Origin of the sequence: Pseudomonas sp. NBRC 111123 (assembly GCF_001320205.1) — a bacterium.
Lineage (GTDB): Bacteria > Pseudomonadota > Gammaproteobacteria > Pseudomonadales > Pseudomonadaceae > Aquipseudomonas > Aquipseudomonas putida_J.
The window spans coordinates 12,785-34,736 of sequence record NZ_BCAZ01000021.1 but is presented as its reverse complement, the minus strand read 5'-3'; the positions used below and the strand labels follow the sequence as shown (position 1 = coordinate 34,736).

Here is a 21,952-nt window from a genome sequence, read left to right as displayed (position 1 = left end):
ACCAGAGCAGCTAAGTAGGGCAACCCGCAACAGCTAAGCAATTGTCACTTGACATACTTAATACACCAGGTGAATTATATAGCCATTCCAGCGAGGAGACCCGCCATGAAGATCGCCAGTTTCGATGTCGACGCGCAAAACGGCTTCACCGCCAATGCCCCTCAGGAGTTGCCAGTGCCGGAAGGCAACGAGATCGCCCCGGACCTCAACGCCATGGCCCTGCGTGCCGACCTGCGCCTGGGCAGCAAGGACGCCCACCCGGCCAACGCTGCCTGGGTGGTGGCCGAACCCGGCCAGATGCTGCAACCGCTGGCCCTGGCCAACGCCGACCTGACCTGGGTCAGCCACTGCGTCCCCGGTACCCCTGGCTTCGAGCTGCTGCCCGGCCTGCCCGCCCCCATCGAATACGACTACTTCGTCTGGAAAGGTGTCGAGCCCGACTTGCACCCCTACGATGCCTGCTATCACGATCTGGCCGAACGCCGCTCCACGGGGGTCATCGAATACCTCAAGGTGCAGGGAGTGGGCGCAGTGATCGTCGGCGGCCTGGCCCTGGACTACTGCGTCAAGACCACTGCCCGGCAACTGCGCCAGGCAGGCTTCAAGGTACTGCTGTACCTGCCAGCCTGCCGCGCCCTCACCCAGGAAGGCGCCATCAGCGCCTGCGGTGCGCTGGCCGCCGAAGGCGTAATCCTGTGCGGCGATGAAGCGGCGCTCGACCACCAGCTCTCTTTGATCAAGGAAGACCGCCCATGAGCGAAAGCGTGTTTGGACCAAGGATCATCCAGAACCTGCTGGATACCGACTTCTACAAGATCACCATGATGCAGGCGGTGCTGCACAACTACCCCAACGCCGAGGTGGAATGGGCGTTTCGCTGCCGCAATGGCGAAGACCTCTCGCCTTACCTGGCGCAGATCCGCTATCAGATAGAGCAGCTGGCCGAAGTCACCGTCACCCACGACCAGTTGGCCTATCTGGAAAAGATCCCGTTCCTCAAGCCGGACTTCATCCGTTTTCTCAGCCTGTTCCGCTTCAACCTGCGCTATGTGCAGGTCGGCCTGGATGCTGCCGGGCAGCTGGCGATTCGCGTGCGCGGGCCATGGCTGCACGTGATCCTCTACGAAATCCCGTTGCTGGCGATCATCAGCGAGGTGCGTAACCGCAACCGCTACCGTGATGTGGTGATCGAACAGGTGGGCGAACGCCTTTACCAAAAGCTCGACTGGCTCAAGGCCGAGGCCAGTGCCGAGGAACTGGCCGGCTTCCAGTTGGCCGACTTCGGCACGCGGCGGCGCTTTTCCTACCGGGTGCAGGAAGAAGTGGTGCACATCCTCAAGCACGACTTCCCCGGCCGCTTCGTCGGCACCAGCAACGTGCACCTGGCCCGCGAGTATGAACTCAAGCCGCTCGGCACCATGGCCCACGAATGGTTCATGGCGCACCAGCAACTCGGCCCGCGCCTGGTCGACAGCCAGGCTGCCGCACTGGAAGGCTGGGTGCGCGAGTACCGTGGCTTGCTGGGCATTGCCTTGACCGATTGCATCACCATGGATGCCTTCATGGGCGACTTCGACCTGTACTTCGCCAAGCTGTTCGATGGCTTGCGCCACGACTCCGGGGACCCACTGGTCTGGGCGGAAAAGGCCATCGCCCACTACGAGCGGCTGGGGATCGACCCCAAGGGCAAGACGCTGATCTTCTCCGACGGGCTGGACTTCGCCAAGGCGCTGGACCTGTACCGGGCCTTGCACGCGCGGATCAATGTGAGCTTTGGCATCGGTACCCGGCTGACTTGCGACATCCCGGGGGTGGAGCCGATGAACATCGTGATCAAGATGACCGACTGCAATGGCGCGCCGGTGGCGAAGATCTCCGACAGCCCAGGCAAGACCCAGTGCCGGGACGAGAACTTCGTGGCTTACCTGAAGCATGTGTTCAAGGTGAATTGACCCGGCCTGGGCAGGCCATCTTGCATGCACACCGATTGCGTCGAAAAAGCACCGCTTTTGCAGGCCTTGTGCAGGCACCAACGCTAAGACGCTGTTCTGTCTGCTTGTGCTTTTTCGTTAACCGTTCGAGAGCGAAAAACTCACCTGATATCACCTTGCCGTGACCCTTGGCGCTGCTTAAATGAGTTCGCTATCCAAGCCTGTTCGGGCCTCTGGGAGTGGATTGCCGGCACTCCCGTGCCGGCCAGAAGGAAGCTGCCTCACACACAACACCCCGACAATCAGTACCGGTCGTTCGGTTCACTGTTCAAGGAGAAGTGTCATGGATGCACTGAAGAAACAGTTTTTCCCGTTCACCCTCAACCCACTGTCGAACGTCGTCAGCATCGCTGCCTTGGGCAGCGTCTCTGCCGCGCCGAGGGCGTCCAACGACCTGCCCATCGATCAGCAGCTGGCAGATGCCTTCAATGCCAATAACGATGTGATGGCCTATGTGCTCGGCATCACCAACACCCAACTGCCGACCATCAGCCCGGCACCCACCTGGTACAGCACCTTCCAGACTGCGTTCAGCAACGCGCAGATCCACGCCAACGCCTGGTACGGGATATCCGCGAACCTGGTGAGTATCCCGAATGCCATTGCCGGCTATGGCATTGCCTTCAACGTCAGCATGTCGACGATCAACTCGCTGGTCGCGGTGCTGCAGACCGACCCGGGCAATGCCCAGGCCATCAGCGCGCTCAAGCAGCAGTTCAGCGGGCTGATTTCGCAGCTTCGCGCTTTCAGCCAAAGCGCGGTGTCGGTACATCAGTCGATTACCGACTACTCCAACACCTTGATCGCCGACAGCCAGGTCCTCGCCAAGGCCGTCACCGACTCGACCAAGCAGCAGGAGGTCAACCGCGACCAGGTTGCGCAGTATCGGGCCAAGATCGAAGAAATGCGCAAGCAGGTCAAGACCTGGCAAGTGGTTGAAACCGCTTCGGCCATTGGGGCTGGCGTAGCCTTCTTCGCCGGTGCCGTGATCGCCATCTTCAGCCTCGGTTTCGGCCTGGCCTTCGGCATTGTCGGCGCAGCGGCAGGAATCGCCACGATGGTGGCTGCGCAAATCAAGATCAAGACCTTGAACAGCGAGATCCAGGCCGACACAGCGCGGATGAACGCGGTGACCCAGCAATCTGCCAGCCTGGCAGCCTTGAATGACCAGCTGAACACGCTGATCGAACTGTCCAAGGCGGCAGGCTCGCTGATCGGCCTGTTACTGAAGGTGTGGGAGGAGCTGGAGGGCGAGCTGAATACCGTTGTGACCGACCTCAACAACTGCAAAGGCAATGTTGACACCCTCAACCTGCCCGAGCTGCAACGCAACCTGAACCTGGCCAACCAGGACTGGCAGACATTGGTCGGGCTATGCAACAGCGTAGCGTCGATCAAGTACAACCAGGCCACGCCGGCCAAGGCCAACATCCAGTAACCGCTGGCCCATGCCTGCTGCCGCTGTTGCTGGCAGCAGGCACGGGCTATGCCGCGCCAGTGGCCTGGCCCGTGCACAGCTCCATGAACCGTGCTGCCGCCCGCGACGGCGTGGCGGCATGGGGCAAGAGGATGGAAAACCGCCGCACCAACGGCTCCGGCGCAATCCTCAGTTGCCGCAATACGCCGTCCTCATGGCGGATCGACATGGCCGAGACAAAGCCAATCCCCATCCCGGCCCGCACCGCCTCCTTCACCCCTTCCACCCCGGCGATTTCCAGCGCCACGCGCATGGCAACGCCCTGTCGGGCAAACGCCCGCTCGACGATCTGGCGCACCCCCGAGCCACTTTCCCGCAGCACCAACGCAAAGGCCCCCAGCGACGATAATGTCTGCTCATTGTCGCCAGCCAGCGGATGACCACTGGGCACGATCGCCACGATCTCATCTTCCCGCCATGCCGTGACGCCAGTGCCCAGTGGCAGCTCCTGCCCGGGCGGCCCTTCGATCAAGGCGATATCGACACTGCCCAGCGCCGCGACGATTTCCGCTGTATTACCGTGGGAGGTGGTCACCAGCACCTCTGGAAAACGCGCATGGAAATCGGCGATCAGGTAAGGCAGCAGGTAGCTGGCCGGTGTGGTGCTGGCACCGATACGCAAGGTGCCGCGTTCCAGCCCGCGCATGGCCTCACACAGTGCCTGGGCCTGGCGAAAGGTATCGCGCAGGCGCTGGGCATGGGCCAGCAGTTGCTCGCCGGCAGCGGTCAGGCGCACGCCACGGCCGGCACGCTGGTACAGGGGCTCGCCAAAGTCCTCCTGCAACAACTTCAGCTGGCCGGACACTGCCGGCTGCGACAGATGCAGGGCCTGGGCCGCATGGCTGATGTTGCCGTGCTCGGCTACGGTGGCGAAAGTTATCAGTTGTTCCGGGGTCATTTGTTAAAAGTATCAGCAATTCGGATATTTGCCATCCTAAATTACGATTTTTTATAAGCTTATAACCAGATTAACGTAGGCCATGTCGAAACACTTTCCCGGAGGACTCACATGGCCACGGCAACTTCCAACCCCGCGTTGGCGCCCACCCTCTCCACCCGAGGGCGGCTCAATGGCATCCTGTTCGTTGCACTGTTCGCACTTGCCGTCACTCAGCTGGCGGCCCTGCCTGCCATCGCCAGCCTGGGCATCAGCCCGCTGATCGTGGGCATCGTCGCCGGTGCCCTGTACGGCAACGCCCTGCGCGATGGCGTGCCAGCCAGCTGGGCAGCCGGCATCAATTTCTCGGCCCGCGGGCTGCTGCGCATCGCCGTGGCCTTCTTCGGCCTGCGCGTCAGCCTGCAAGAAATCGCCGAAGTCGGCTGGTCCGGGTTGAGCGTGTCGCTGCTGGTGGTCACCAGCACCCTGCTGATCGGCCTGTGGTGCGGCACCAGACTGTTCAAGCTGGACCGCGACACTGCCCTGCTCACCGCGGCCGGCAGTGCGATCTGCGGCGCCGCCGCCGTGCTGGCATTCGAATCGGCACTGCGCAGCGCCCCGCACAAGAGCGCCATGGCGGTGGGCAGCGTGGTGCTGTTCGGCACCTTGTCGATGTTCCTCTACCCGCTGGCGATCAACGCCGGCTGGCTGCACCTGGACACAATGGGGGCCGGCCTGTTCCTGGGCGGCACCATTCACGAAGTGGCCCAGGTGGTGGGCGCGGCCAGCAACGTCAGCCCTGAAGCCACGCACATCGCCACCATCGTCAAGATGACCCGGGTGATGCTGCTGGTGCCGGTGCTGCTGGTGGTAGGCTTGTGGATCAGCCGTTCGCGCCGGCCAGGCCAGGCACAAGGCAACGGCCGCATCGCCATGCCCTGGTTCGCCTTCGGCTTCCTTGCACTGGTGCTGGTGAACTCGCTGCAGGTGCTGCCCGGCAGCGTGACCCAGGCGGTCAACAGCCTGGACACCTTCGCCCTGACCATGGCCATGACCGCGCTGGGCATGGAGACCCGTTGGAGCCAGATTCGTCAGGCCGGGCCCAAGGCGCTGATCACGGGGGCGGTTCTCAACGTATGGCTGGTCGCGGGTGGCCTGGCAATCACCTTGGGCGTGCAACGCCTTTTAGGTTGACGCGCATTGATCGGTATGGTGTTGTCTTGCAAGGATGTTTTTACCTGCACAGGAACGACTTAGATGCCCCAACGCCATGTCATCAATGCATCCGTCAGCCCCAAAGGCAGCCTGGAGACGCTGTCGCAACGTGAAGTCCAGCAACTGAGTGAAGTCGGTACCGGTAGCCTCTACACCTTGTTCCGCCAGTGCGCCCTGGCCATTCTCAATACCGGCGCCCATGTCGACAACGCCAAGACCATTCTCGAGGCGTACAAGGACTTCGAAGTCCGCATTCACCAACAGGATCGCGGCGTGCGCCTGGAGCTGTTGAACGCGCCAGCCGACGCGTTCGTCGACGGCGAAATGATCGCCAGCACCCGCGAGATGCTGTTCAGCGCCCTGCGCGACATCGTCTACACCGAAAGCGAGCTGGCCAGCCAGCGCATCGACCTGGAAAGCTCCCAGGGCATCACCGACTACGTCTTCCACTTGCTGCGCAACGCCCGCACCCTGCGCCCCGGCGTGGAGCCGAAGATGGTGGTGTGCTGGGGCGGCCACTCGATCAGCAGCGAGGAGTACCAGTACACCAAGAAGGTCGGCCACGAACTGGGCCTGCGCAAGCTGGACGTCTGTACCGGCTGCGGCCCGGGCGTGATGAAGGGCCCGATGAAGGGCGCGACCATCGCCCATGCCAAGCAGCGCATGCACGGCAGCCGCTACCTGGGCCTGACAGAGCCGGGCATCATCGCCGCCGAGGCGCCGAACCCGATTGTCAACGAGCTGGTGATCCTGCCGGACATCGAGAAGCGCCTGGAGGCCTTCGTCCGTGTCGGCCACGGCATCATCATCTTCCCCGGCGGCGCCGGTACCGCCGAGGAATTCCTCTACCTGCTCGGCATCCTCATGCACCCGGACAACCATGCCCTGCCCTTCCCGGTGGTGCTGACCGGGCCGCGCAGCGCCGAACCCTTCCTGCAACAGCTGCATGCCTTTGTCGGCGCTACCCTTGGCGAGGCTGCGCAGCGCCACTACCAGATCATCATCGATGACCCGGCCGAAGTGGCCCGGCAGATGGTCGAGGGGCTCAAGGAGGTCAAGCAGTTCCGCCGCGAGCGCAACGACGCCTTCCACTTCAACTGGCTGCTGAAGATTGCCGAGGGCTTCCAGCACCCGTTCGACCCGACCCACGCCAACATGGCCGAACTGGCATTGCGCCGTGACTTGCCGCCCCATGAACTGGCGGCCAACCTGCGCCGGGCGTTTTCCGGGATCGTGGCGGGGAACGTAAAGGACAAGGGCATTCGCCTGATCGAGGAACACGGGCCGTATCAGATCCGTGGGGATGCGGCGGTGCTGGAGCCGTTAGGGCGCCTGTTGCAGGCGTTTGTCGACCAGCACCGGATGAAGTTGCCGGGTGGTGCGGCCTATGTGCCTTGCTACCAAGTAGTGACCTGAGATCGCCGGGGCTGCGTTGCAGCCCTTTCGCGGCACTGCGCCGCAACGACAAGCCCGCTCCCACAACGGATCACGGTCCCTTGCAGGAGCGGCCTCATGTCGCGAAAGGGCCGCACAGCGGCCCCCTGCTATTTCACAGCACTGACCAAGGTCCGGTCCACCAGGCGAATACTGTCACGCCCCCCGCGCTTGGACTGGTACAACGCCACGTCCCCCTGCTCGATCAGCGCCGCCAGGCTGGCCGGTGGCTGGTCGAACAGGTTGGCACCAATACTCAGGGTCACCGCCTGCGGGGTGGGCACCGCCTCCCTTGCATACAGCTGGAACTGCTCGCGTAACTGGCTGCCCAGTTCCACCACCTTCTCGCTGCTGGCATCGCTGAGCAGTATCACGAACTCATCGCCACCCAGACGCGCTGCCAACGACCGCTCCGGCAGTACCGCACGAATCATCTCGCTCAAGGCAATCAACAGCCGGTCACCCGCTACATGCCCATGCAGGTCGTTGACCAGCTTGAAGTTGTCGATATCGATCAGCAGCAACGCCCCGGGCTGCTTCGGGCTGACCGCCTTGAACAGGTGCGTGGCGCGCACCTCCAGGGCTCGGCGGTTGTACAGTGCCGTGAGCGGGTCGCGCGCGGCCAGCCGGGCGATGCGCTCTTCACGGCGGTAACGCACGGTACCGGTCATCGACAGCGCGATCAGCATGATCGCCATCGCCCCTTCGACCAGGGAAATCTGGATGATCAGCCCGCCAAAGGTCGCCAGGTCGATCAGTGTGCCCGGCGTCACCGCCACGATCGCCTTGGCCACATAGAACAGGCCATGGATCAGCAGCACGTAGCGCAGTTGCACCGCCCCCACGCTCAGCGACTTGCCATGGGGGCGCAGCAGCAAGCTGGCCTTGAGCGTGAGCAACGCCACCAGCAGCGAGTTGACCATCAGCATCACTTTCGACCACTGCGGCCCCACCGGCAGCAGCAGCAAGCCGAACCATACCAGCACGATCAGCAGCCACGCCCACGACAGCCGGGCCTGGGTGAAACGCACAACCCCTATCAGGAAGAACGCGTGGGCGACCACCAGCAAGCCGTTGGCGAACCAGATACCGATCAGCAGCAGGCCTATGCCGCGCAGCAGGGCCAGGGTCGAACCGACCGTGATTGTGGCGAAACCGGCGCTCCAGAACAGCAGCGAAGGTTCGCGGACACTGCGCCACTCGATCGCCAGGTACAGCGCCGCCGCAGCGGCCAGGGCGATGGTGATCGTCAGCATCGTGGGTGGATCAAGCGCCATATACGGATTGGCCTTTCTGGTTAACGTGGAAAAGGGCTGATTGTATGCGCTTGAGATGACTTTTCAGAGGGGCGAACCGTCGCGCTGCATTCAAATGAATGCCCCCATGCAGACTCGACGCGATCCGTCGTCTTGCTCCCGCCATCATGCCCATGGCTTAGCCCAGGTAGATGATAGCCTGTGGCAGGTGAGCGGGATTGGTCTGGGGCCTGCACAGCACGCCTGCACTGGCCCCGTGAAAAGGCCGGGCAGGCGACCTCAGAGTACCCGTTTGATCAATGGCTCCAGCCGGCTGTAGCGCAGGCGGCGCAGGAACTTGCGCACTTCCTTGGGGTGCTCGGCCTTCTCGCCCAGTTCATCCGCCGTGCCGATCTGCGGCGCATGCCGGCGAATACCGTCCAGTTCCACCGCCCGCGGCACCAGCCACTGCCCTTGCGGGTCATCGATCAGCAGCCCGTTTTCCAGGTCCAGGTTGAACCCGCGCGGGTTGAGGTTGTTGCCGGTCAGCAGCGAATAACGCTGGTCCACCCACACGCCCTTGGCGTGGAAGGTATGCCCCGGGTCGTTCCAGATCCGTATCTGCAACTGGCCACTGGCAATGGCGGCGTGGCGCCGCCGGGCAAAGGCGCGCAGGTTGTCCTCGTACAGGTACGGCAGGGCGCCGCTGGCACTGAACGGCTCGCCCGGGGCGATATAGAAATCGTTGGCGGTGCGGTGGCCGACGATCAGCTCGATGCGTACGCCACGGTCCAGGGCTTGGTCGATCTCGCGCATCACCACCCGTGGCGGGTTGAAGTACGGCGTGCTGATGATGATCTGCGCACGTGCCGCAGCCAGCAGCGCGCACAATGCACGGTTGAGCGGGTTGCCACGGCCGACGCCAAGCAGCGGGATCACCCGCAGCCCCTGCCCTGGCATGGCGGCGGGCGCCTCATAGGCCATGCGCCGCAAGCGCGCGCGCAAGCGCCGGATATCGCCGCGCAGGCTACGGGTAGCGGGTGGCGCGGGCAGGTCCAGGCGCGGCGTGGCGGTGTGGTGCAACAGGCGCCGGACCAGGTCGACCATGGCATCGGCCAGTGCCGGCGACTGGAACAGGTGGTAACGGTCCAGCCGGTAACGGTCGAACCGGTGCAGGTAGACGTTGTTCAGGCTGGCGCCGGTATAGATCACGCAATCGTCGATCACGCTGCCTTTCAGGTGCAGCACGCCAAACAGCTCGCGGGTTTGCACCGGCACGCCATGGATCACCACGTCGAGCCCGCGCAACTGGCGCTGGGCCTGGTACCAGGCGGCGTTGCCCGGCTGGCGCCCGGCCCCCAGCAGGCCACGGCGGGCGCGGAACCAGTCGACCACGATGACGATTTCCAGGCTCGGCCGCTCGGCCTTGGCCTGATACAGGGCATCGAGCACTTCCTGGCCAGCTTCGTCCTCCTGCAGGTACAAGGCGACGATGACGATGCGCCGTCTCGCCGTGGCGATGCGTTCGAGCAGGCAGGTGCGGTAAGCCGCGGCATCGGGCAACACCTGGATCGCCTCAGGGGCAATGGCGACGCCTGGCAGCGCCGCCAGCATGGATTCGGGGTTCACGTACGATCACCTTCTCTCTGCAATCAGGTCCATTCCTGGCCGTTGCGCTCGGGGTGTAAGATCAGCCCGGCAACGACCTATAACAACAAGAAACGCGCGAGGCCTGTTTTTCCACTGCCCCTGACGAACAACGCCTCAGCTTGCACAGGAAGATCGCAATGGTCCACCCCGCTACTCCCAGCGTAACGCCCCCGACCAGAACCTTCGGATTTCTGGTGTTGCCCAACTTCACGACGATTGGCCTGGCGTCGGCAGTGGAAACCCTGCGCATGGCCAACCTGGCAGCGCGCCTCCCCTTGTACCGTACCGTGCTGATTGCCGCCAGCCCAGAGCCGGTGGTAGCCAGCAATGGCATGCGCGTGCTGCCCGATCACAGCATTGCAGACGCCCCGGCGCTGGATGCCCTGTTCGTGGTCGGCGCCAACCCGATCGACCGCAGCCGCAGTGGCACCCGGGCACTGATCGACTGGCTGCGCCAGCTGGCCCGCCAACGCCTGCCGTTGGGCGGAATCTGCACCGGCAGCTACCTGCTGGCCAAGGCCGAACTGCTCGATGGCTACCGTTGCACCATCCACTGGGAAGACCTGCAGGCGCTGCAGGAGCATTTCCCCGACATCATCATTTCAAGCCAGCTGTTCGAGCTGGACCGCGACCGTTTCACCTGTTCCGGCGGGGTGGCGGCCATGGACATGATGCTGCAGCTGGTCGCCCGTCAGGCTGGCGGCCAGGGCATTGCCGCCAAGGCCGCCGAGCTGTTGCTGTGCGACCGTGTACGGGGGGAGCGCGAGCGCCAGCGTGTGCCATTGCGAACCTTGCTCGGCAGTGCCCAGCCCAAGCTGAGCCAGGTAGTGGCGATCATGGAGGCGAACCTGGAGGAACCCCTGGGGCTGGAGGAACTGGCCAGCCTCAACGATGTGACCGTGCGCCAGCTGGAGCGCTTGTTCCACAAATACCTGCAGCGCACCCCTAGCCAGTATTACCTGGAGTTACGTCTGTCACGGGCAAGGGAACTGTTGTTGCGCAGCGACGTGCAGGTGCGCGAGGTGGCACTGGCCTGCGGGTTCAGCTCACCGGCACATTTTTCCAAAAGCTACAGCCGCTTCTTTGGCCTGTCGCCGCTGGGCGAGCGGCGGCAGGCTTCGTTGCACTGACGGCTTTATGGCCTCAATCCTCCAAGGCCGAATGTGCTGTCTCGCGGCACATCAACATCGCCAGCAAGGCCACCAGCGCCGCCGCCAGCAGGTAACCGGCCGGCGCCAGCTTGCTGCCGGTGGCCTGGATCAACCACGTGGCAATGAACGGCGCTGTGCCGCCAAACAGCGCATTGGCCAGGTTGAAGCTCAATGCAAAGCCACTGAAGCGCACAGAGGTCGGGAAGATTTCGGCGAGCAGGCACGGCAAGGTGCCGTCGTTCATGGCCAGCATTGCGCCGAAAAAGATCTGGATTGCCAGGATCACCAACAGCGATTGGCCATCCAGCAGCTTGAACAGCGGCACGGTGAGGCCGAGAAAGAGCAACGAAGCCACCACCAGCATGGCCTTGCGGCCGAACTGGTCGGACAACCGCCCCATCAGGAAGATCAGGCCGATGTAGGTGGCCAGTGACACCGTCGAGGCAATGAACGAGTCGCGCTCGCTCATGCCCATTTCGCTGGACAGGTAGGTCGGCATGTAACTGAGCAACAGGTAGAACGCCACAGCATTGAGGCAGGTGACACCGATGCCGATGGCCAGGCTGCGACGGTGGTTGGCCAGCAGCTCGCGGATCGGCGCAGGGGTCATGCAGGCCTTGCGTTCCAGGCGCTGCTCCATTTCCAGAAACTTCGGCGAGTCCTGCAGGCTCATGCGGATGTACCGGCCCACCAACCCGAACGGCGCAGCCAGCAGAAACGGCAGGCGCCAACCCCAGCGTTGCAGGTCTTCGTTGCTCAACAGCTCATGCAGCACCGCGACGAACGCCGCGCCAAACAGCAACCCCGCAGCCGTGCTGGCCGGCACGATGCTGGTGTACAGCCCGCGCCGGCCTGCCGGCGCATATTCGGCAAGAAATGCCGCCGCACCGGCGTATTCCCCCGAGGCGGAAAAGCCCTGTACCAGGCGGATCAGCAGCAACAGGCAGGGCGCCCACAAGCCGATTTGTGCGTAGCCCGGCAGCAGGCCGATGCAGAAAGTCGAAAGCGACATGATCAGGATCGACCACGACAAGGCATTGCGCCGCCCATGGCGGTCACCGAAGTGGCCCCAGACCACGCCGCCCAGCGGGCGCACCAGAAATGACAGGGCAAATACCGCGAAGGTTGCCAGCAGGCCGCTGGTCTTGTCCGTTTGCGGGAAGAACGTGGCGGCGATGATGGTGGCGAGGTAACCGTAGGCAGCGTAGTCGAACCATTCGACGAAGTTGCCCATGAAACTGGCACGTGCGGCCTTGCGCAGGGCTTGGCGTTCGGCACCGGGGGCGGCGCCGTCGAGGGTGGGAGCATTGAAGGTGGTGCTGGACATGACGAATACCCTCTGATTCTTCTAATTGGAGGCAGGGTCTGTTGGTCATACAGGGATTGTTGTTGTTTTGCTGGCTGGCCTCTTCGCTGCAGCGGCGGCAAAGAGGCCACGCCGGTGGTTACTTGCGAATGATGTTGTGCTCTGGCCCGAACGGGAACTTGGTAATGTTCTCGGCACCGCTCTCATTGACGATCAGGATGTCATGTTCGCGGTAACCACCCGCCCCCGGTCGCCCTTCGGGCAGCATGATCATTGGCTCGATCGACACCACCATGCCCGGTTCCAGTACCGTGTCGATGTCTTCGCGCAGTTCCAGCCCGGCCTCACGGCCGTAGTAGTGGCTCAGTGTGCCGAAGGAGTGGCCATAGCCAAACGTGCGGTACTGCAGCAGGTCGTGGCGCAGGAAGATCTCGTTCAGTTCATGGGCGATGTCGCAGCAACGCATGCCCGGGCGCACCAGCTTCAGGCCGGCCTCATGGACCTCGACGTTGGCCTGCCACAGGCGCAGGTGATCGTCCGGGCAATGGTCGAGGAACAAGGTGCGCTCCAGCGCGGTGTAGTACCCGGCAATCATCGGGAAGCAGTTGAGGCTGAGGATGTCGCCCTTGTTGACCTTGCGGCTGGTGACCGGGTTATGCGCGCCGTCGGTGTTGAGCCCGGACTGGAACCAGGTCCAGGTGTCCATCAGCTCGCTGTCAGGGAAGCTGCGGGCGATCTCGCGGACCATCGCCTGTGTGGCATGCAGCGCCACTTCATGTTCAGGCACCTGGTCACGCAGTGCTTCGACCACTGCCGCCCCACCGATGTCGGCAACCCGTGCGCCATGGCGGATCAGCGCCTGTTCCTCGGCCGACTTGATCATGCGCATGCGCATGCACGCGGCACCGATGTCCAGCAGCTCGGCCCTTGGGTAGCAGGCAGCAAGCTTGGCGTGGTTCTGCAGGTTGAGGTGGTCGTATTCGACGCCGATGCGCGAGGCCAGCGGCAAGGCCTGCTGGATGGCGACGAAGTAATTGTCGCGCTGCCAGTCGGTATAGACGATGTTGTCGGTACCCACCGTGCGCCGCCAAGGCTGGCCGCCGTCGATGTTGGCGCTGATCGACACCACCTTGTCGTGGGTGACTACCAGGGCGTAGGGGCGGCCGAACGAGCAGTAGAGGAAGTCACTGTAATAGTTGACGTTGTGGTACGAGGTGAAGATGGCCGCCTCGATGTCCTGTTCGGCCATGTAGGCCCGCAGGCGGGCATGACGGGCGGCGTACTCCTGCGCGGAGAAGGTCGGTTTGACCTTTTCGCCATTGCGGATTTTCAGGGTCTGGGGCATTTGCATGGTCGGTGTTCCTTGTGGTTGTGAGCACGCTGTTCAGGCCGGCCGCCTGGAAAGCATTGCAACAGAACCGACGAGGACGCTTTTGTATCTATCCGACCTGGAATTGGCGCTACCGCCGGCGTTCCGGCGTGCGCTGTACTGGTGGGAGCCGCGCCAGCTTTGAGAAATTGGGCAAAAGATTTGCTCCCGCAGGCCTCAGCACCTTCCAAAGAGGTGCAAAGAGCTGTGGGAGAGGCCTTGTGTCGCGCAAGGGTGGGTAGCGTCAAGAACGAGGGAAAGTCGCTGGATTCGCTCATGCCCCCCGAAAACCAGCCAGGTCAGCTAAAGTCTTGAGTGGGCTATCACGAGGTGACGATCATGATAAAACAAGAAGCAGATGAGGTGGTTGAGCGGATAAGGGACGATCTGAAGCGACATGGGGTTCTGATCGGTTACGATCCAGAATTGACTCCCCCTGATTTCGGGTGTGACCTTGATTATCAAGTTGCTCAAGTTCGAGAGGATCCCCAAAACCGGGTCGTCGGAATCGTCATACACGACGAAGGGTTGTGGGCTCAGCTCAAGCAGGGGGCCGTATACCGCTGCGTAATCAGTGAATGTGGCGGGAAGCTATTCGGCTTGCCGATCACCATAGAGCCTAGAGATGATGAGTCCTACACCATCCAGTACAAACTCTAGGCACCAGCAGGGTAGCCTGCTTGCCGGACTACCCGCTGAACAAATTCAGTGAAGCGGTGGCAGATCTGTACCCCGCGCTTTAGCCACCACCCGCAGTTGGTAATCGCAGACCACTTGGAATAGCGACTCGGCCAGCAGGTGCAGCCGCTCGACCTCCTCAGCGGGCTTCCCTTCATCCTGTGCCTGGTGATTTGCCCGCATGGCATCCAGAGCCTCCTTCCACAGGGGTTATCCCGCCTCAATCATCCCGATGAAGGTGCGCTTCTCCATTGAACTGACCTTCCTGGCCGGAAAGCATGTGTTCCTGAATACCATCACTGGAGAGCCGTGGCGTCACGCCGGTTATATCTATCGCGTGATATGGGTTCTCGCCATGAAGAAAGCGGGCGTAAGGTGGCGCCGCCCTTACCAGAGCCGCCACACATACGCCTCGATGATGCTCAGCGCTGGCGAAAACCCGATGTGGGTAGCCCAGCAAATGGGTCACAAGGACTGGACCATGATCGCCAAGGTTTATGGTCGCTGGATGCCCTCCGCTGACGTGGGAGCCGGAGGGCGCGCAGAGGCACTTTTCGCGAGTAATGCCAGCTTTATGACAACATCACCTCTAGACCCCGCGGTTTAAGTCAAAACGATCAAGCTCCATGACCTTCACCCAAGCTGCCACGAAGTCCTTGACGAACTTGTCGTTGCCATCGCTGCTGCCATACACCTCGCTCAATGCCCGCAATTGCGCATGCGAACCAAACACCAGGTCGACCCGGCTAGCGGTCCACTTCACCTGCCCGGTCTTGCGATCGCGGCCTTCAAAGCTTTCGTTGTCCGCCGAGGTCGGCTTCCACTCCACCCCCATGTCCAGCAGGTTGCGGAAGAAGTCGTTGCTCAGGGTGCCTGGCTTGTCGGTGAACACGCCTTGCTTGCTGCCCCCATGGTTGGCGCCGAGCACGCGCAGGCCACCGATCAGCACGGTCATTTCCGGGGCGGTGAGGGTCAGCAGTTGGGCCTTGTCCAGCAACAGCTTCTCGGCCTTGACGCTGTAACGGGCCTTGGTGAAGTTACGGAAGCCGTCAGCCAGGGGCTCCAGCGCGGCGAACGACTCGACGTCGGTCTGCGCCTGGGAGGCATCCACCCGGCCTGGGCGGAAGCCCACACTGCCACTGAAGCCGGCATCCTTGGCGGCTTTTTCCACGGCGGCGGTACCTGCCAGCACGATCAGGTCGGCCAGCGAGACCTTGTTGCCAGACTCGGCGCGGATTTTCTCCAGCACCGCCAGCACCTTGTCGGTGCCTTGGTTGGCCGCCCAGCCTTTCTGTGGCTCAAGGCGCAGACGGCCGCCATTGGCACCGCCGCGCTTGTCGGAACCACGGAAGGTCGAAGCAGCAGCCCAGGCCGTGGACACCAGCTCGCCGACGCTCAGGCCCGAGCCGAGGACCTTGGCCTTGAGCGCAGTGATATCTTGCTCACCCAACGCGGGCTGGTCGGCTTTGGGCAGCGGGTCTTGCCAGAGCAGTTCCTCATCGGGCATTTCCGGGCCCAGGTAGCGCGCCAGCGGGCCCATGTCGCGGTGAATCAGCTTGTACCAGGCGCGGGCGAAGGCGTCGGCCAGCTGGTCCGGGTTGTCCTTGAAGCGCCGGGCGATCGGCTCGTAGATCGGGTCGAAACGCAAGGCCAGGTCGGAGGTGAGCATCGATGGCGCATGCTTCTTGGCCGGGTCGTGAGCATCCGGCACGGTGCCCGCGCCCTTGCCCTCCTTCGGCCGCCATTGGTTGGCACCGGCCGGGCTCTTGGTCAGCTCCCATTCGAAATTGAACAGGTTATTGAGGTACTCGTTGCTCCAGCGGGTCGGCGTCGACGTCCAGATCACTTCCAGGCCACTGGTAATGGCATCGCCGCCCTTGCCGCTGCCGAACTTGTTGGCCCAGCCCAGGCCCTGCAGTTCCAGGCCTGCCGCTTCAGGCTCGGGGCCGACGTTGTCGGCGGGGCCGGCACCGTGGGTCTTGCCGAAGGCGTGGCCGCCGGCGATCAGCGCCACGGTTTCTTCATCGTTCATGGCCATGCGGCCGAAGGTTTCTCGAATATCCCGGCCTGACGCCACCGGGTCCGGGTTGCCTTCGGGGCCTTCCGGGTTCACGTAGATCAGGCCCATCTGCACAGCAGCCAGGGGGTTTTCCAGGTTGCGCTCGGCTTGCAAGTTGCGGTTCTGTTCTTCCCCGTGCTTGGCCGGTTCGGCCACCAGGTCACCCTGGCCTGGCGGCTGGGCCTTCTGCTGCTCCTTGCCGTAGCGGGTGTCGCCACCCAGCCAGACCTTTTCCGAGCCCCAGTACACGTCTTCATCCGGCTCCCACACATCGGCGCGGCCGCCAGAGAAACCAAAGGTCTTGAAGCCCATGGATTCCAGCGCCACGTTACCGGTGAGCACGATCAGGTCGGCCCAGGAGATCTTGTTGCCGTACTTCTGCTTGATCGGCCACAGCAGGCGCCGGGCCTTGTCCAGGCTGACGTTGTCCGGCCAGCTGTTGAGCGGGGCGAAACGCTGCTGGCCGGAACCGGCGCCGCCACGGCCATCACCGATGCGGTAGGTGCCGGCGCTGTGCCAGGCCATGCGGATGAACAGCGGGCCATAGTGGCCGAAGTCGGCTGGCCACCAGTCCTGGGAGTCGGTCATCAAGGCGGTCAGGTCTTTTTTCAGGGCCTGGAAGTCGAGGCTCTTGAACGCCTTGGCGTAGTCGAAGTCCGGGTCAGGGCTGGACTTTGACGAGTGTTGATGGAGGATCCTCAGGTTGAGCTGGTCAGGCCACCAGTCTCGGTTGGTGGTGCCGCCACCTGCGGTTTGATGGAACGGGCATTTCGATTCGTTCGACATCTGCTGTTACCTTTGGGTCGGTTATCCAGATTTCCGGTGTATACCAGGTGTTGTTTCAGCCGAGCTCATGGGCTCATGCCTACCCCTCATCAGGTCGGGTCGGTCACGTACCGACACGGGGCTTGCGAAGCTGTCACATCAAGCGCGGCGTGGTCTTGCACCCAGGTGCTGGCACGCCGCCCGCACGTGTGTTTGGCAGGGCCAGGGAAAGACTAGTCGAGCTTGGGCAGAGTTCTAATAGAGTGGCTCTTCCAGGTTGATAGCCCCGGCACATCCATACAAGGCGCAATGGCCGCCGCCGTGCTTCAATACACCGCCAACCCCTCTGCCCCCGGTGAGCCAAGCCCCATGAACCGCAACGACCTGCGCCGCGTCGACATGAACCTGCTGGTGCTTTTCGAAGCCCTGATGATCGAACGCAACCTGACCCGCGTCGGCGAAAAGCTGTTCATCACCCAGTCCACCGTCAGCGCTGCCCTCGCCCGACTGCGCGAGCTGTTCGACGACCCGCTGCTGATCCGCAGCGGCCGGGCCATGGAACCCACCCCCCGGGCCATGCAGATCTTCGCCGAGCTGGGCCCGGCCATGGACGTGATTTCGTCGGCCATCAGCCGCGCCCGCGACTTCGACCCGGCCAACAGTTGCAACCAGTTCCGCCTGGGCCTTTCGGACGATGCCGAGTTCGGCCTGTTCCCGGCCCTGCTGCAGGCCTTGCGCGAAGAAGCGCCCGACATCAGCGTGGTGGTACGCCGCGCCAACTTCCTGCTGATGCCGGGGCTGCTGGCCAGTGGCGAGATTTCCGTGGGCGTGAGCTACACCACCGACCTGCCGGCCACTGCCAAACGCCGCAAACTGCGCGATATCGGCGTGCGCGTGCTGCGCGCCGACGACCGCCCGGGCCCACTGACCCTCGACGAGTACTGCGCGCGGCCCCATGTGATGGTGTCGTTCTCCGGTGACATGAGCGGCAACATCGACCTCGACCTGGCGCGTATCGGCCGCTGCCGCAAAGTGGTGCTGGCCGTGCCGCAGTTCGGCAGCCTGCGTGCCCTGCTGCGCAACACCGAGCTGATCGCCACCGTGCCGGACTACGCCGCCTGCGCCCTGGCCGACGATGGCAGCCTGCGCGCCGACCCGGCCCCGTTCGAAATCACCGAGGCCGAGCTGTCGATGGTGTGGAGCGGCGCCCACGACAACGATCCGGCCGAACGCTGGCTGCGCGAGCGCATCCTGCAGTACATGGCCCGCCCGAGCTGATTCATCGACTTCATCGATAGCCACCATGAATGTCATCAAGTTCCGCCGCCGCCGCTGCGGGCGGAAGATGGCGGCATTCACTGATCGATGAGGCGCTACCCATGAAAACCGGCATGCTCGCTGCCCTGCTCGCCCTGTTCGCTGCCCTTGGCGGTTGTGCCGCGCCGGCTAGCCAGCAGGGTGCCCAGCCCTACGGGCACTTCTACTCAGCCACGGCCATTTCCAGCGTCGCGCTGGCCCCGGGGCAGCACGTGGCCGTGCTGCTCGGGCGCAATGCCGAAAGCACCCTCAGCTACCTGCAGCAGCACCGTGGCGAGGCGGCAACCAGGCAGCAGCCGCGCAGCATTCCAGTGGCTACCCTCAGCGGTGGCAGCCAGGCCTACGACTGGCTGGCACGCTCGCTGGCCCAGCAGTTCGCCGAGGTAGCCTTCTATGAAGACCTGGACAGCCTGCTCGCCGACCATCCGGACGTGATCGTGCTGCTGGACAGCGAAAGCCGCCTGGCCACGGCCGACATCGAGAGCCGGGTGGTGGCGCGCTTCTTCGACAGCCAACTGACCTACATCGGCCGCGCCGAAGGGCGCGCGCACAAGGAGGTCAACGATGTGGCGCGGATGCTGGACGATGAACAGGCCACCAAGGCTGATGCCCTGCGTGATTTCGACGCCTCGTTGCAGCGCTTGCTGGGCAGCAAGGTGTAAGGCGAAACGACGCTCCGGCAGAAAACAGGGAACTCCCACCACGCGCCCGCCCTCTTAAACACTGAGTGGTTTATTTCCTTGTGCTTCACGTTACTGGAGAACACGACATGCGCCACCTACTCCTCGCCCCTGCGCTGCTGCTCCTGCTGCCTGCCGGTGCTGCCCTGGCCCGCGTCGATGCGGGCGACGTCGCCACCTCGGCGGGTGTTTCCGCTTCGCTGTATTCGACGTTCAAAGACGATAAACGAATCATCCCCGCCCGTGACGAGCTGTCTGCATTCGTTGCCAGTGGCGGTGCCATTCGTGGCGCCTACGTGGAGTCGGCGCTGGAGCAGGCCCGCAAGGACAATCCTGGCCTGCAGGCCAGTGACGAAGAGCTGGCCCAGGCAATCCTGTCCCAGGATGACTCGATCGCTCATCATTGAACCTCAACCACGGGCGCACCTGCGGCTGCAACAGCGCCGGTGTGCCTGTGGAAGAGGGTTGACCATGGGCAACATCGAGCTTGATGGCTAGGCTCAAGGACTCACCATGACAAGGAAGCCCCCATGCCATTGCCTCGCCCTCCCCACGCCATCGCCTTGGCGCTACTGATCGCCTGTACCCAGGCAACTGCCGCCGAAGTCACCCCCAAGGACCTGCTCAAGCAGGCCGAAAACGAACAGCCAGCGTACCTGCAGACCCTCCAGGGGCTGGTCTCGGTAGATACCGGTACCGGAACCGAAGCGGGCCTGACGCAGGTCAGTGCCGAGCTGGTGAAGCGCCTCAAGGCGCTGGGGGCCGAAGTGCAGGTACGGCCCGCCAAACCTTCTGTGGGCGACAATATCGTCGGTACGTTCAAAGGCACCGGCAGCAAGGATTTCCTGCTGATGGTGCACTACGACACCGTGTTCGTCCCCGGCACGGTCGCCAAACGCCCCTTCCGGGTCGAAGGCACACGCGCCTTTGGCCCGGGTGTCGCCGATGCCAAAGGCGGGGTAGCGATGATCCTGCACGCACTGAAGTTACTGAACGATCAGCAGTTCAAGGGCTACCGCACGCTCACCGTGCTGTTCAACCCGGATGAAGAAATGGGGTCTGCGGGGTCAAAGCAGATCATTGCCGAACTGGCCCGCAAGCATGACTACGTGTTTTCTTACGAGCCGCCGGACAAAGACGCGGTGACTGTCGCCACCAACGGCATCAACCGGCTCAAGCTCGAGGTCAAGGGCCGTGCCTCTCACGCAGGTTCTGCGCCGGAGGAAGGTCGCAATGCGCTGACCGAGCTCGCGCACCAGTTGCTCCAGCTCAAGGACCTTGGCGATGCCAGCAAAGGCACCACGGTGAACTGGACGCTGGCCAAGGCTGGTGAAAAGGCCAATATCATTCCGGCACTGGCCACGGCCGAAGCGGACATGCGCTACTCGGACCTGGGCGAAACTGACCGGGTGCAGGCCGACGCCCAGCGCATTGTCAAAAAGCAACTGGTGGCCGACACCCAGGCCAGTGTCGTGATCGAAAAAGGCCGACCACCGCTGGCACGCAACCAGGCTTCGAGCGCGCTGGCCGAGACAGCGCAGCGGCTGTACGCGGAGGCTGGTTACAAGATCGAGCCGATTGCCATGCGTTTCGGTACCGACGCCGGGTATGCCTATGTGCCGGGCAGCGACAAGCCCGCGGTGCTGGAAACGCTGGGGGTGGTCGGGGCCGGGTTGCACGGGGACGATGAATACATCGAACTGGGCAGCATTGCGCCGCGGCTTTATTTGACCGTGGCGATGATCAGGCACCTGGCACAGTAATCCACTGCCTGTACCGGCCTCTCGCGGCTAAAGCCGCTCCTGCAAGGGGTGCGCTTGACCTGTAGGAGCGGCTTTAGCCGCAAGAGGCCGGTACAGGCTGGTATCAACCCCAACCATCCATGCGCATCGTCGCCCTGACCAGGCGCTGCTCTTCCTGCTCGATCTCACGCAAGCTGTCGCCAATCCCGTTGATATGCTCGCGCGCCGCCCGCTGCGCCTGCTCGGGCAACTGCTCCATCACCGCGTGATACAACCGTGCGTGCTGGCGGTCGATCTGGCGCTTCTGCGCCGGCCGGCAATACAGGTTGTTGACCGAGGCAAACACCGTGCTCAAGGTCAGGTCGCTCAGTGACTGCAAGGTATGCACCAGCACCGGGTTGTGCGACGCCTCGCTGATTGCCCGGTGAAACGCATGGTCGCGGCGCGCGTGCTCGCGGGGGTCGAGGGTTTCGGCAGCAGCGTGGGCCTCCAGCATGTCTTCATAGCGCCGGCGGATCAGCAGGCGGTCAATATCGGTGGCGCGCAAGGCCGCCAGGCGCGCCGACTCGGCCTCCAGCAAGGCACGCACCTCCAGCAGGTCGAACAGCGTGCGCGGCTGTGAGCTGAACAGGTGCATCAATGGCGTGCCGCTGGCCTGCCCGGTAAGGTCGGCAACGAACGAGCCTCGCCCCTGCTCGGTATCGATGATGCCGCGCCCGCGCAGGATGCGCAGGCCTTCACGTAGCGCAGAACGCGAGCAGCCGAGTTTTTCGACCAGGCGCCGCTCCGACGGCAAGGCCTGGCCGACCTTGAGCACGCCTTCGACGATCAGCCGCTCGACCCGCTCGGCCACCTGGTCCGCGACCTTGGCCTTGCCTTCAACTCCCATGTGCAGACTCCAACTGGTAGGACCACTGCCATTGACCCTTCCAATCTAGCCGCTCAAACCCATGGATAGCCAGCACCTCGCGGAAAAACTGGTAGGACCAGTATCCCAAGCCCTCGA

19 protein-coding genes are annotated in these 21,952 nt (G+C 63.3%); 12 read left to right on the top strand and 7 right to left on the bottom strand.

The genetic code is table 11. From position 1 onward, the window contains the following. Positions 1 to 105 precede the first annotated feature (105 nt). From APH27_RS12920 to APH27_RS12910, 3 genes are all read left to right on the top strand, one after another. Positions 106 to 756, top strand: coding sequence for a nicotinamidase (locus APH27_RS12920; RefSeq protein WP_060485015.1), 651 nt, complete (start codon positions 106 to 108; stop codon positions 754 to 756). Then, on the top strand, positions 753 to 1,952 hold the full coding sequence (gene pncB, locus APH27_RS12915; RefSeq protein WP_060485014.1) for a nicotinate phosphoribosyltransferase: 1,200 nt from the start codon (positions 753 to 755) through the stop codon (positions 1,950 to 1,952). The genes APH27_RS12920 and pncB overlap by 4 nt, the downstream gene beginning before the upstream one ends. A gap of 322 nt (positions 1,953 to 2,274) precedes the next feature. Beyond that, positions 2,275 to 3,429 carry an HBL/NHE enterotoxin family protein gene (locus APH27_RS12910; RefSeq protein ID WP_060485013.1) on the top strand — a complete coding sequence of 385 codons (1,155 nt, stop codon included), beginning with the start codon at positions 2,275 to 2,277 and terminating at the stop codon, positions 3,427 to 3,429. A gap of 46 nt (positions 3,430 to 3,475) precedes the next feature. Here the strand turns inward: APH27_RS12910 and APH27_RS12905 are convergent, their stop codons facing one another. Then, positions 3,476 to 4,366, bottom strand: coding sequence for a LysR family transcriptional regulator (locus tag APH27_RS12905; protein ID WP_060485012.1), 891 nt, complete (start codon positions 4,364 to 4,366; stop codon positions 3,476 to 3,478). Positions 4,367 to 4,477: 111 nt separating this feature from the next. On the opposite strand from APH27_RS12905, the gene APH27_RS12900 reads away from it, so the two are divergent. Continuing rightward, the gene (locus APH27_RS12900; protein WP_060485011.1) at positions 4,478 to 5,539 is read left to right on the top strand and encodes a YeiH family protein; all 1,062 of its coding nucleotides are present in this window, start codon (positions 4,478 to 4,480) and stop codon (positions 5,537 to 5,539) included. Positions 5,540 to 5,602: 63 nt separating this feature from the next. Continuing rightward, positions 5,603 to 6,976 carry a nucleotide 5'-monophosphate nucleosidase PpnN gene (gene ppnN / locus APH27_RS12895; RefSeq protein WP_027918564.1) on the top strand — a complete coding sequence of 458 codons (1,374 nt, stop codon included), beginning with the start codon at positions 5,603 to 5,605 and terminating at the stop codon, positions 6,974 to 6,976. A gap of 128 nt (positions 6,977 to 7,104) precedes the next feature. On the opposite strand, the gene APH27_RS12890 is transcribed toward ppnN, so the two are convergent. After that, the gene (locus tag APH27_RS12890; protein WP_081784275.1) at positions 7,105 to 8,271 is read right to left on the bottom strand and encodes a GGDEF domain-containing protein; all 1,167 of its coding nucleotides are present in this window, start codon (positions 8,269 to 8,271) and stop codon (positions 7,105 to 7,107) included. Positions 8,272 to 8,529: 258 nt separating this feature from the next. After that, positions 8,530 to 9,858 (bottom strand): CDP-diacylglycerol--serine O-phosphatidyltransferase, encoded by a 1,329-nt coding sequence (pssA, locus tag APH27_RS12885; protein ID WP_082435111.1) that lies wholly within the window; start codon positions 9,856 to 9,858, stop codon positions 8,530 to 8,532. Positions 9,859 to 10,016: 158 nt separating this feature from the next. Here pssA and APH27_RS12880 point away from each other — a divergent pair, with 158 nt between their 5' ends. Further along, positions 10,017 to 11,009, top strand: a complete 993-nt coding sequence (locus APH27_RS12880; RefSeq protein ID WP_060485010.1) for a GlxA family transcriptional regulator — start codon at positions 10,017 to 10,019, stop codon at positions 11,007 to 11,009. Between the two features lie 13 nt (positions 11,010 to 11,022). On the opposite strand, the gene APH27_RS12875 is transcribed toward APH27_RS12880, so the two are convergent. Next, positions 11,023 to 12,357 carry an MFS transporter gene (locus APH27_RS12875; RefSeq protein WP_060485009.1) on the bottom strand — a complete coding sequence of 445 codons (1,335 nt, stop codon included), beginning with the start codon at positions 12,355 to 12,357 and terminating at the stop codon, positions 11,023 to 11,025. Positions 12,358 to 12,475: 118 nt separating this feature from the next. Further along, the gene (locus APH27_RS12870) at positions 12,476 to 13,687 is read right to left on the bottom strand and encodes a M24 family metallopeptidase (protein ID WP_027918559.1); all 1,212 of its coding nucleotides are present in this window, start codon (positions 13,685 to 13,687) and stop codon (positions 12,476 to 12,478) included. A gap of 357 nt (positions 13,688 to 14,044) precedes the next feature. Between APH27_RS12870 and APH27_RS12865 the strand changes: the two genes are divergently transcribed. Together APH27_RS12865 and APH27_RS12855 are read left to right on the top strand one after the other, a co-directional pair. Then, on the top strand, positions 14,045 to 14,365 hold the full coding sequence (locus tag APH27_RS12865; RefSeq protein ID WP_027918558.1) for a hypothetical protein: 321 nt from the start codon (positions 14,045 to 14,047) through the stop codon (positions 14,363 to 14,365). 199 nt (positions 14,366 to 14,564) lie between these two features. Next, positions 14,565 to 14,990, top strand: a complete 426-nt coding sequence (locus APH27_RS12855; RefSeq protein WP_371262711.1) for a hypothetical protein — start codon at positions 14,565 to 14,567, stop codon at positions 14,988 to 14,990. On the opposite strand, the gene katG is transcribed toward APH27_RS12855, so the two are convergent. Then, positions 14,973 to 17,228 (bottom strand): catalase/peroxidase HPI, encoded by a 2,256-nt coding sequence (katG, locus tag APH27_RS12850; RefSeq protein ID WP_027918557.1) that lies wholly within the window; start codon positions 17,226 to 17,228, stop codon positions 14,973 to 14,975. The genes APH27_RS12855 and katG overlap by 18 nt on opposite strands. Positions 17,229 to 17,576: 348 nt before the next feature. Here katG and APH27_RS12845 point away from each other — a divergent pair, with 348 nt between their 5' ends. The 4 genes from APH27_RS12845 to APH27_RS12830 all read left to right on the top strand — a co-directional run bounded on the left by APH27_RS12845 (position 17,577) and on the right by APH27_RS12830 (position 20,967). Beyond that, the gene (locus APH27_RS12845; protein ID WP_027918556.1) at positions 17,577 to 18,485 is read left to right on the top strand and encodes a LysR family transcriptional regulator; all 909 of its coding nucleotides are present in this window, start codon (positions 17,577 to 17,579) and stop codon (positions 18,483 to 18,485) included. Between the two features lie 101 nt (positions 18,486 to 18,586). Continuing rightward, positions 18,587 to 19,186 (top strand): hypothetical protein, encoded by a 600-nt coding sequence (locus APH27_RS12840; protein ID WP_060485008.1) that lies wholly within the window; start codon positions 18,587 to 18,589, stop codon positions 19,184 to 19,186. Between the two features lie 107 nt (positions 19,187 to 19,293). Then, the gene (locus APH27_RS12835; protein ID WP_027918554.1) at positions 19,294 to 19,611 is read left to right on the top strand and encodes a DUF2388 domain-containing protein; all 318 of its coding nucleotides are present in this window, start codon (positions 19,294 to 19,296) and stop codon (positions 19,609 to 19,611) included. Positions 19,612 to 19,734: 123 nt separating this feature from the next. Beyond that, positions 19,735 to 20,967, top strand: a complete 1,233-nt coding sequence (locus APH27_RS12830; protein ID WP_060485007.1) for a M20/M25/M40 family metallo-hydrolase — start codon at positions 19,735 to 19,737, stop codon at positions 20,965 to 20,967. Positions 20,968 to 21,070: 103 nt separating this feature from the next. On the opposite strand, the gene glcC is transcribed toward APH27_RS12830, so the two are convergent. Beyond that, the gene (glcC, locus tag APH27_RS12825; RefSeq protein WP_027918552.1) at positions 21,071 to 21,835 is read right to left on the bottom strand and encodes a transcriptional regulator GlcC; all 765 of its coding nucleotides are present in this window, start codon (positions 21,833 to 21,835) and stop codon (positions 21,071 to 21,073) included. Positions 21,836 to 21,952: the final 117 nt, after the last annotated feature.

What these genes read in the sequence shown, in the direction of transcription:
- APH27_RS12835 (WP_027918554.1), top strand. Translation starts at nt 19,294, where the DNA reads ATGCGCCACCTACTCCTCGCCCCTGCGCTGCTGCTCCTGCTGCCTGCC.
- APH27_RS12905 (WP_060485012.1), bottom strand. Translation starts at nt 4,366, where the DNA reads ATGACCCCGGAACAACTGATAACTTTCGCCACCGTAGCCGAGCACGGC.
- APH27_RS12910 (WP_060485013.1), top strand. Translation starts at nt 2,275, where the DNA reads ATGGATGCACTGAAGAAACAGTTTTTCCCGTTCACCCTCAACCCACTG.
- APH27_RS12890 (WP_081784275.1), bottom strand. Translation starts at nt 8,271, where the DNA reads ATGGCGCTTGATCCACCCACGATGCTGACGATCACCATCGCCCTGGCC.
- APH27_RS12920 (WP_060485015.1), top strand. Translation starts at nt 106, where the DNA reads ATGAAGATCGCCAGTTTCGATGTCGACGCGCAAAACGGCTTCACCGCC.
- katG (WP_027918557.1), bottom strand. Translation starts at nt 17,228, where the DNA reads ATGTCGAACGAATCGAAATGCCCGTTCCATCAAACCGCAGGTGGCGGC.
- APH27_RS12830 (WP_060485007.1), top strand. Translation starts at nt 19,735, where the DNA reads ATGCCATTGCCTCGCCCTCCCCACGCCATCGCCTTGGCGCTACTGATC.
- ppnN (WP_027918564.1), top strand. Translation starts at nt 5,603, where the DNA reads ATGCCCCAACGCCATGTCATCAATGCATCCGTCAGCCCCAAAGGCAGC.
- APH27_RS12840 (WP_060485008.1), top strand. Translation starts at nt 18,587, where the DNA reads ATGAAAACCGGCATGCTCGCTGCCCTGCTCGCCCTGTTCGCTGCCCTT.
- APH27_RS12875 (WP_060485009.1), bottom strand. Translation starts at nt 12,357, where the DNA reads ATGTCCAGCACCACCTTCAATGCTCCCACCCTCGACGGCGCCGCCCCC.
- pncB (WP_060485014.1), top strand. Translation starts at nt 753, where the DNA reads ATGAGCGAAAGCGTGTTTGGACCAAGGATCATCCAGAACCTGCTGGAT.
- APH27_RS12870 (WP_027918559.1), bottom strand. Translation starts at nt 13,687, where the DNA reads ATGCAAATGCCCCAGACCCTGAAAATCCGCAATGGCGAAAAGGTCAAA.
- APH27_RS12855 (WP_371262711.1), top strand. Translation starts at nt 14,565, where the DNA reads ATGGCATCCAGAGCCTCCTTCCACAGGGGTTATCCCGCCTCAATCATC.
- APH27_RS12845 (WP_027918556.1), top strand. Translation starts at nt 17,577, where the DNA reads ATGAACCGCAACGACCTGCGCCGCGTCGACATGAACCTGCTGGTGCTT.
- APH27_RS12865 (WP_027918558.1), top strand. Translation starts at nt 14,045, where the DNA reads ATGATAAAACAAGAAGCAGATGAGGTGGTTGAGCGGATAAGGGACGAT.
- APH27_RS12900 (WP_060485011.1), top strand. Translation starts at nt 4,478, where the DNA reads ATGGCCACGGCAACTTCCAACCCCGCGTTGGCGCCCACCCTCTCCACC.
- glcC (WP_027918552.1), bottom strand. Translation starts at nt 21,835, where the DNA reads ATGGGAGTTGAAGGCAAGGCCAAGGTCGCGGACCAGGTGGCCGAGCGG.
- APH27_RS12880 (WP_060485010.1), top strand. Translation starts at nt 10,017, where the DNA reads ATGGTCCACCCCGCTACTCCCAGCGTAACGCCCCCGACCAGAACCTTC.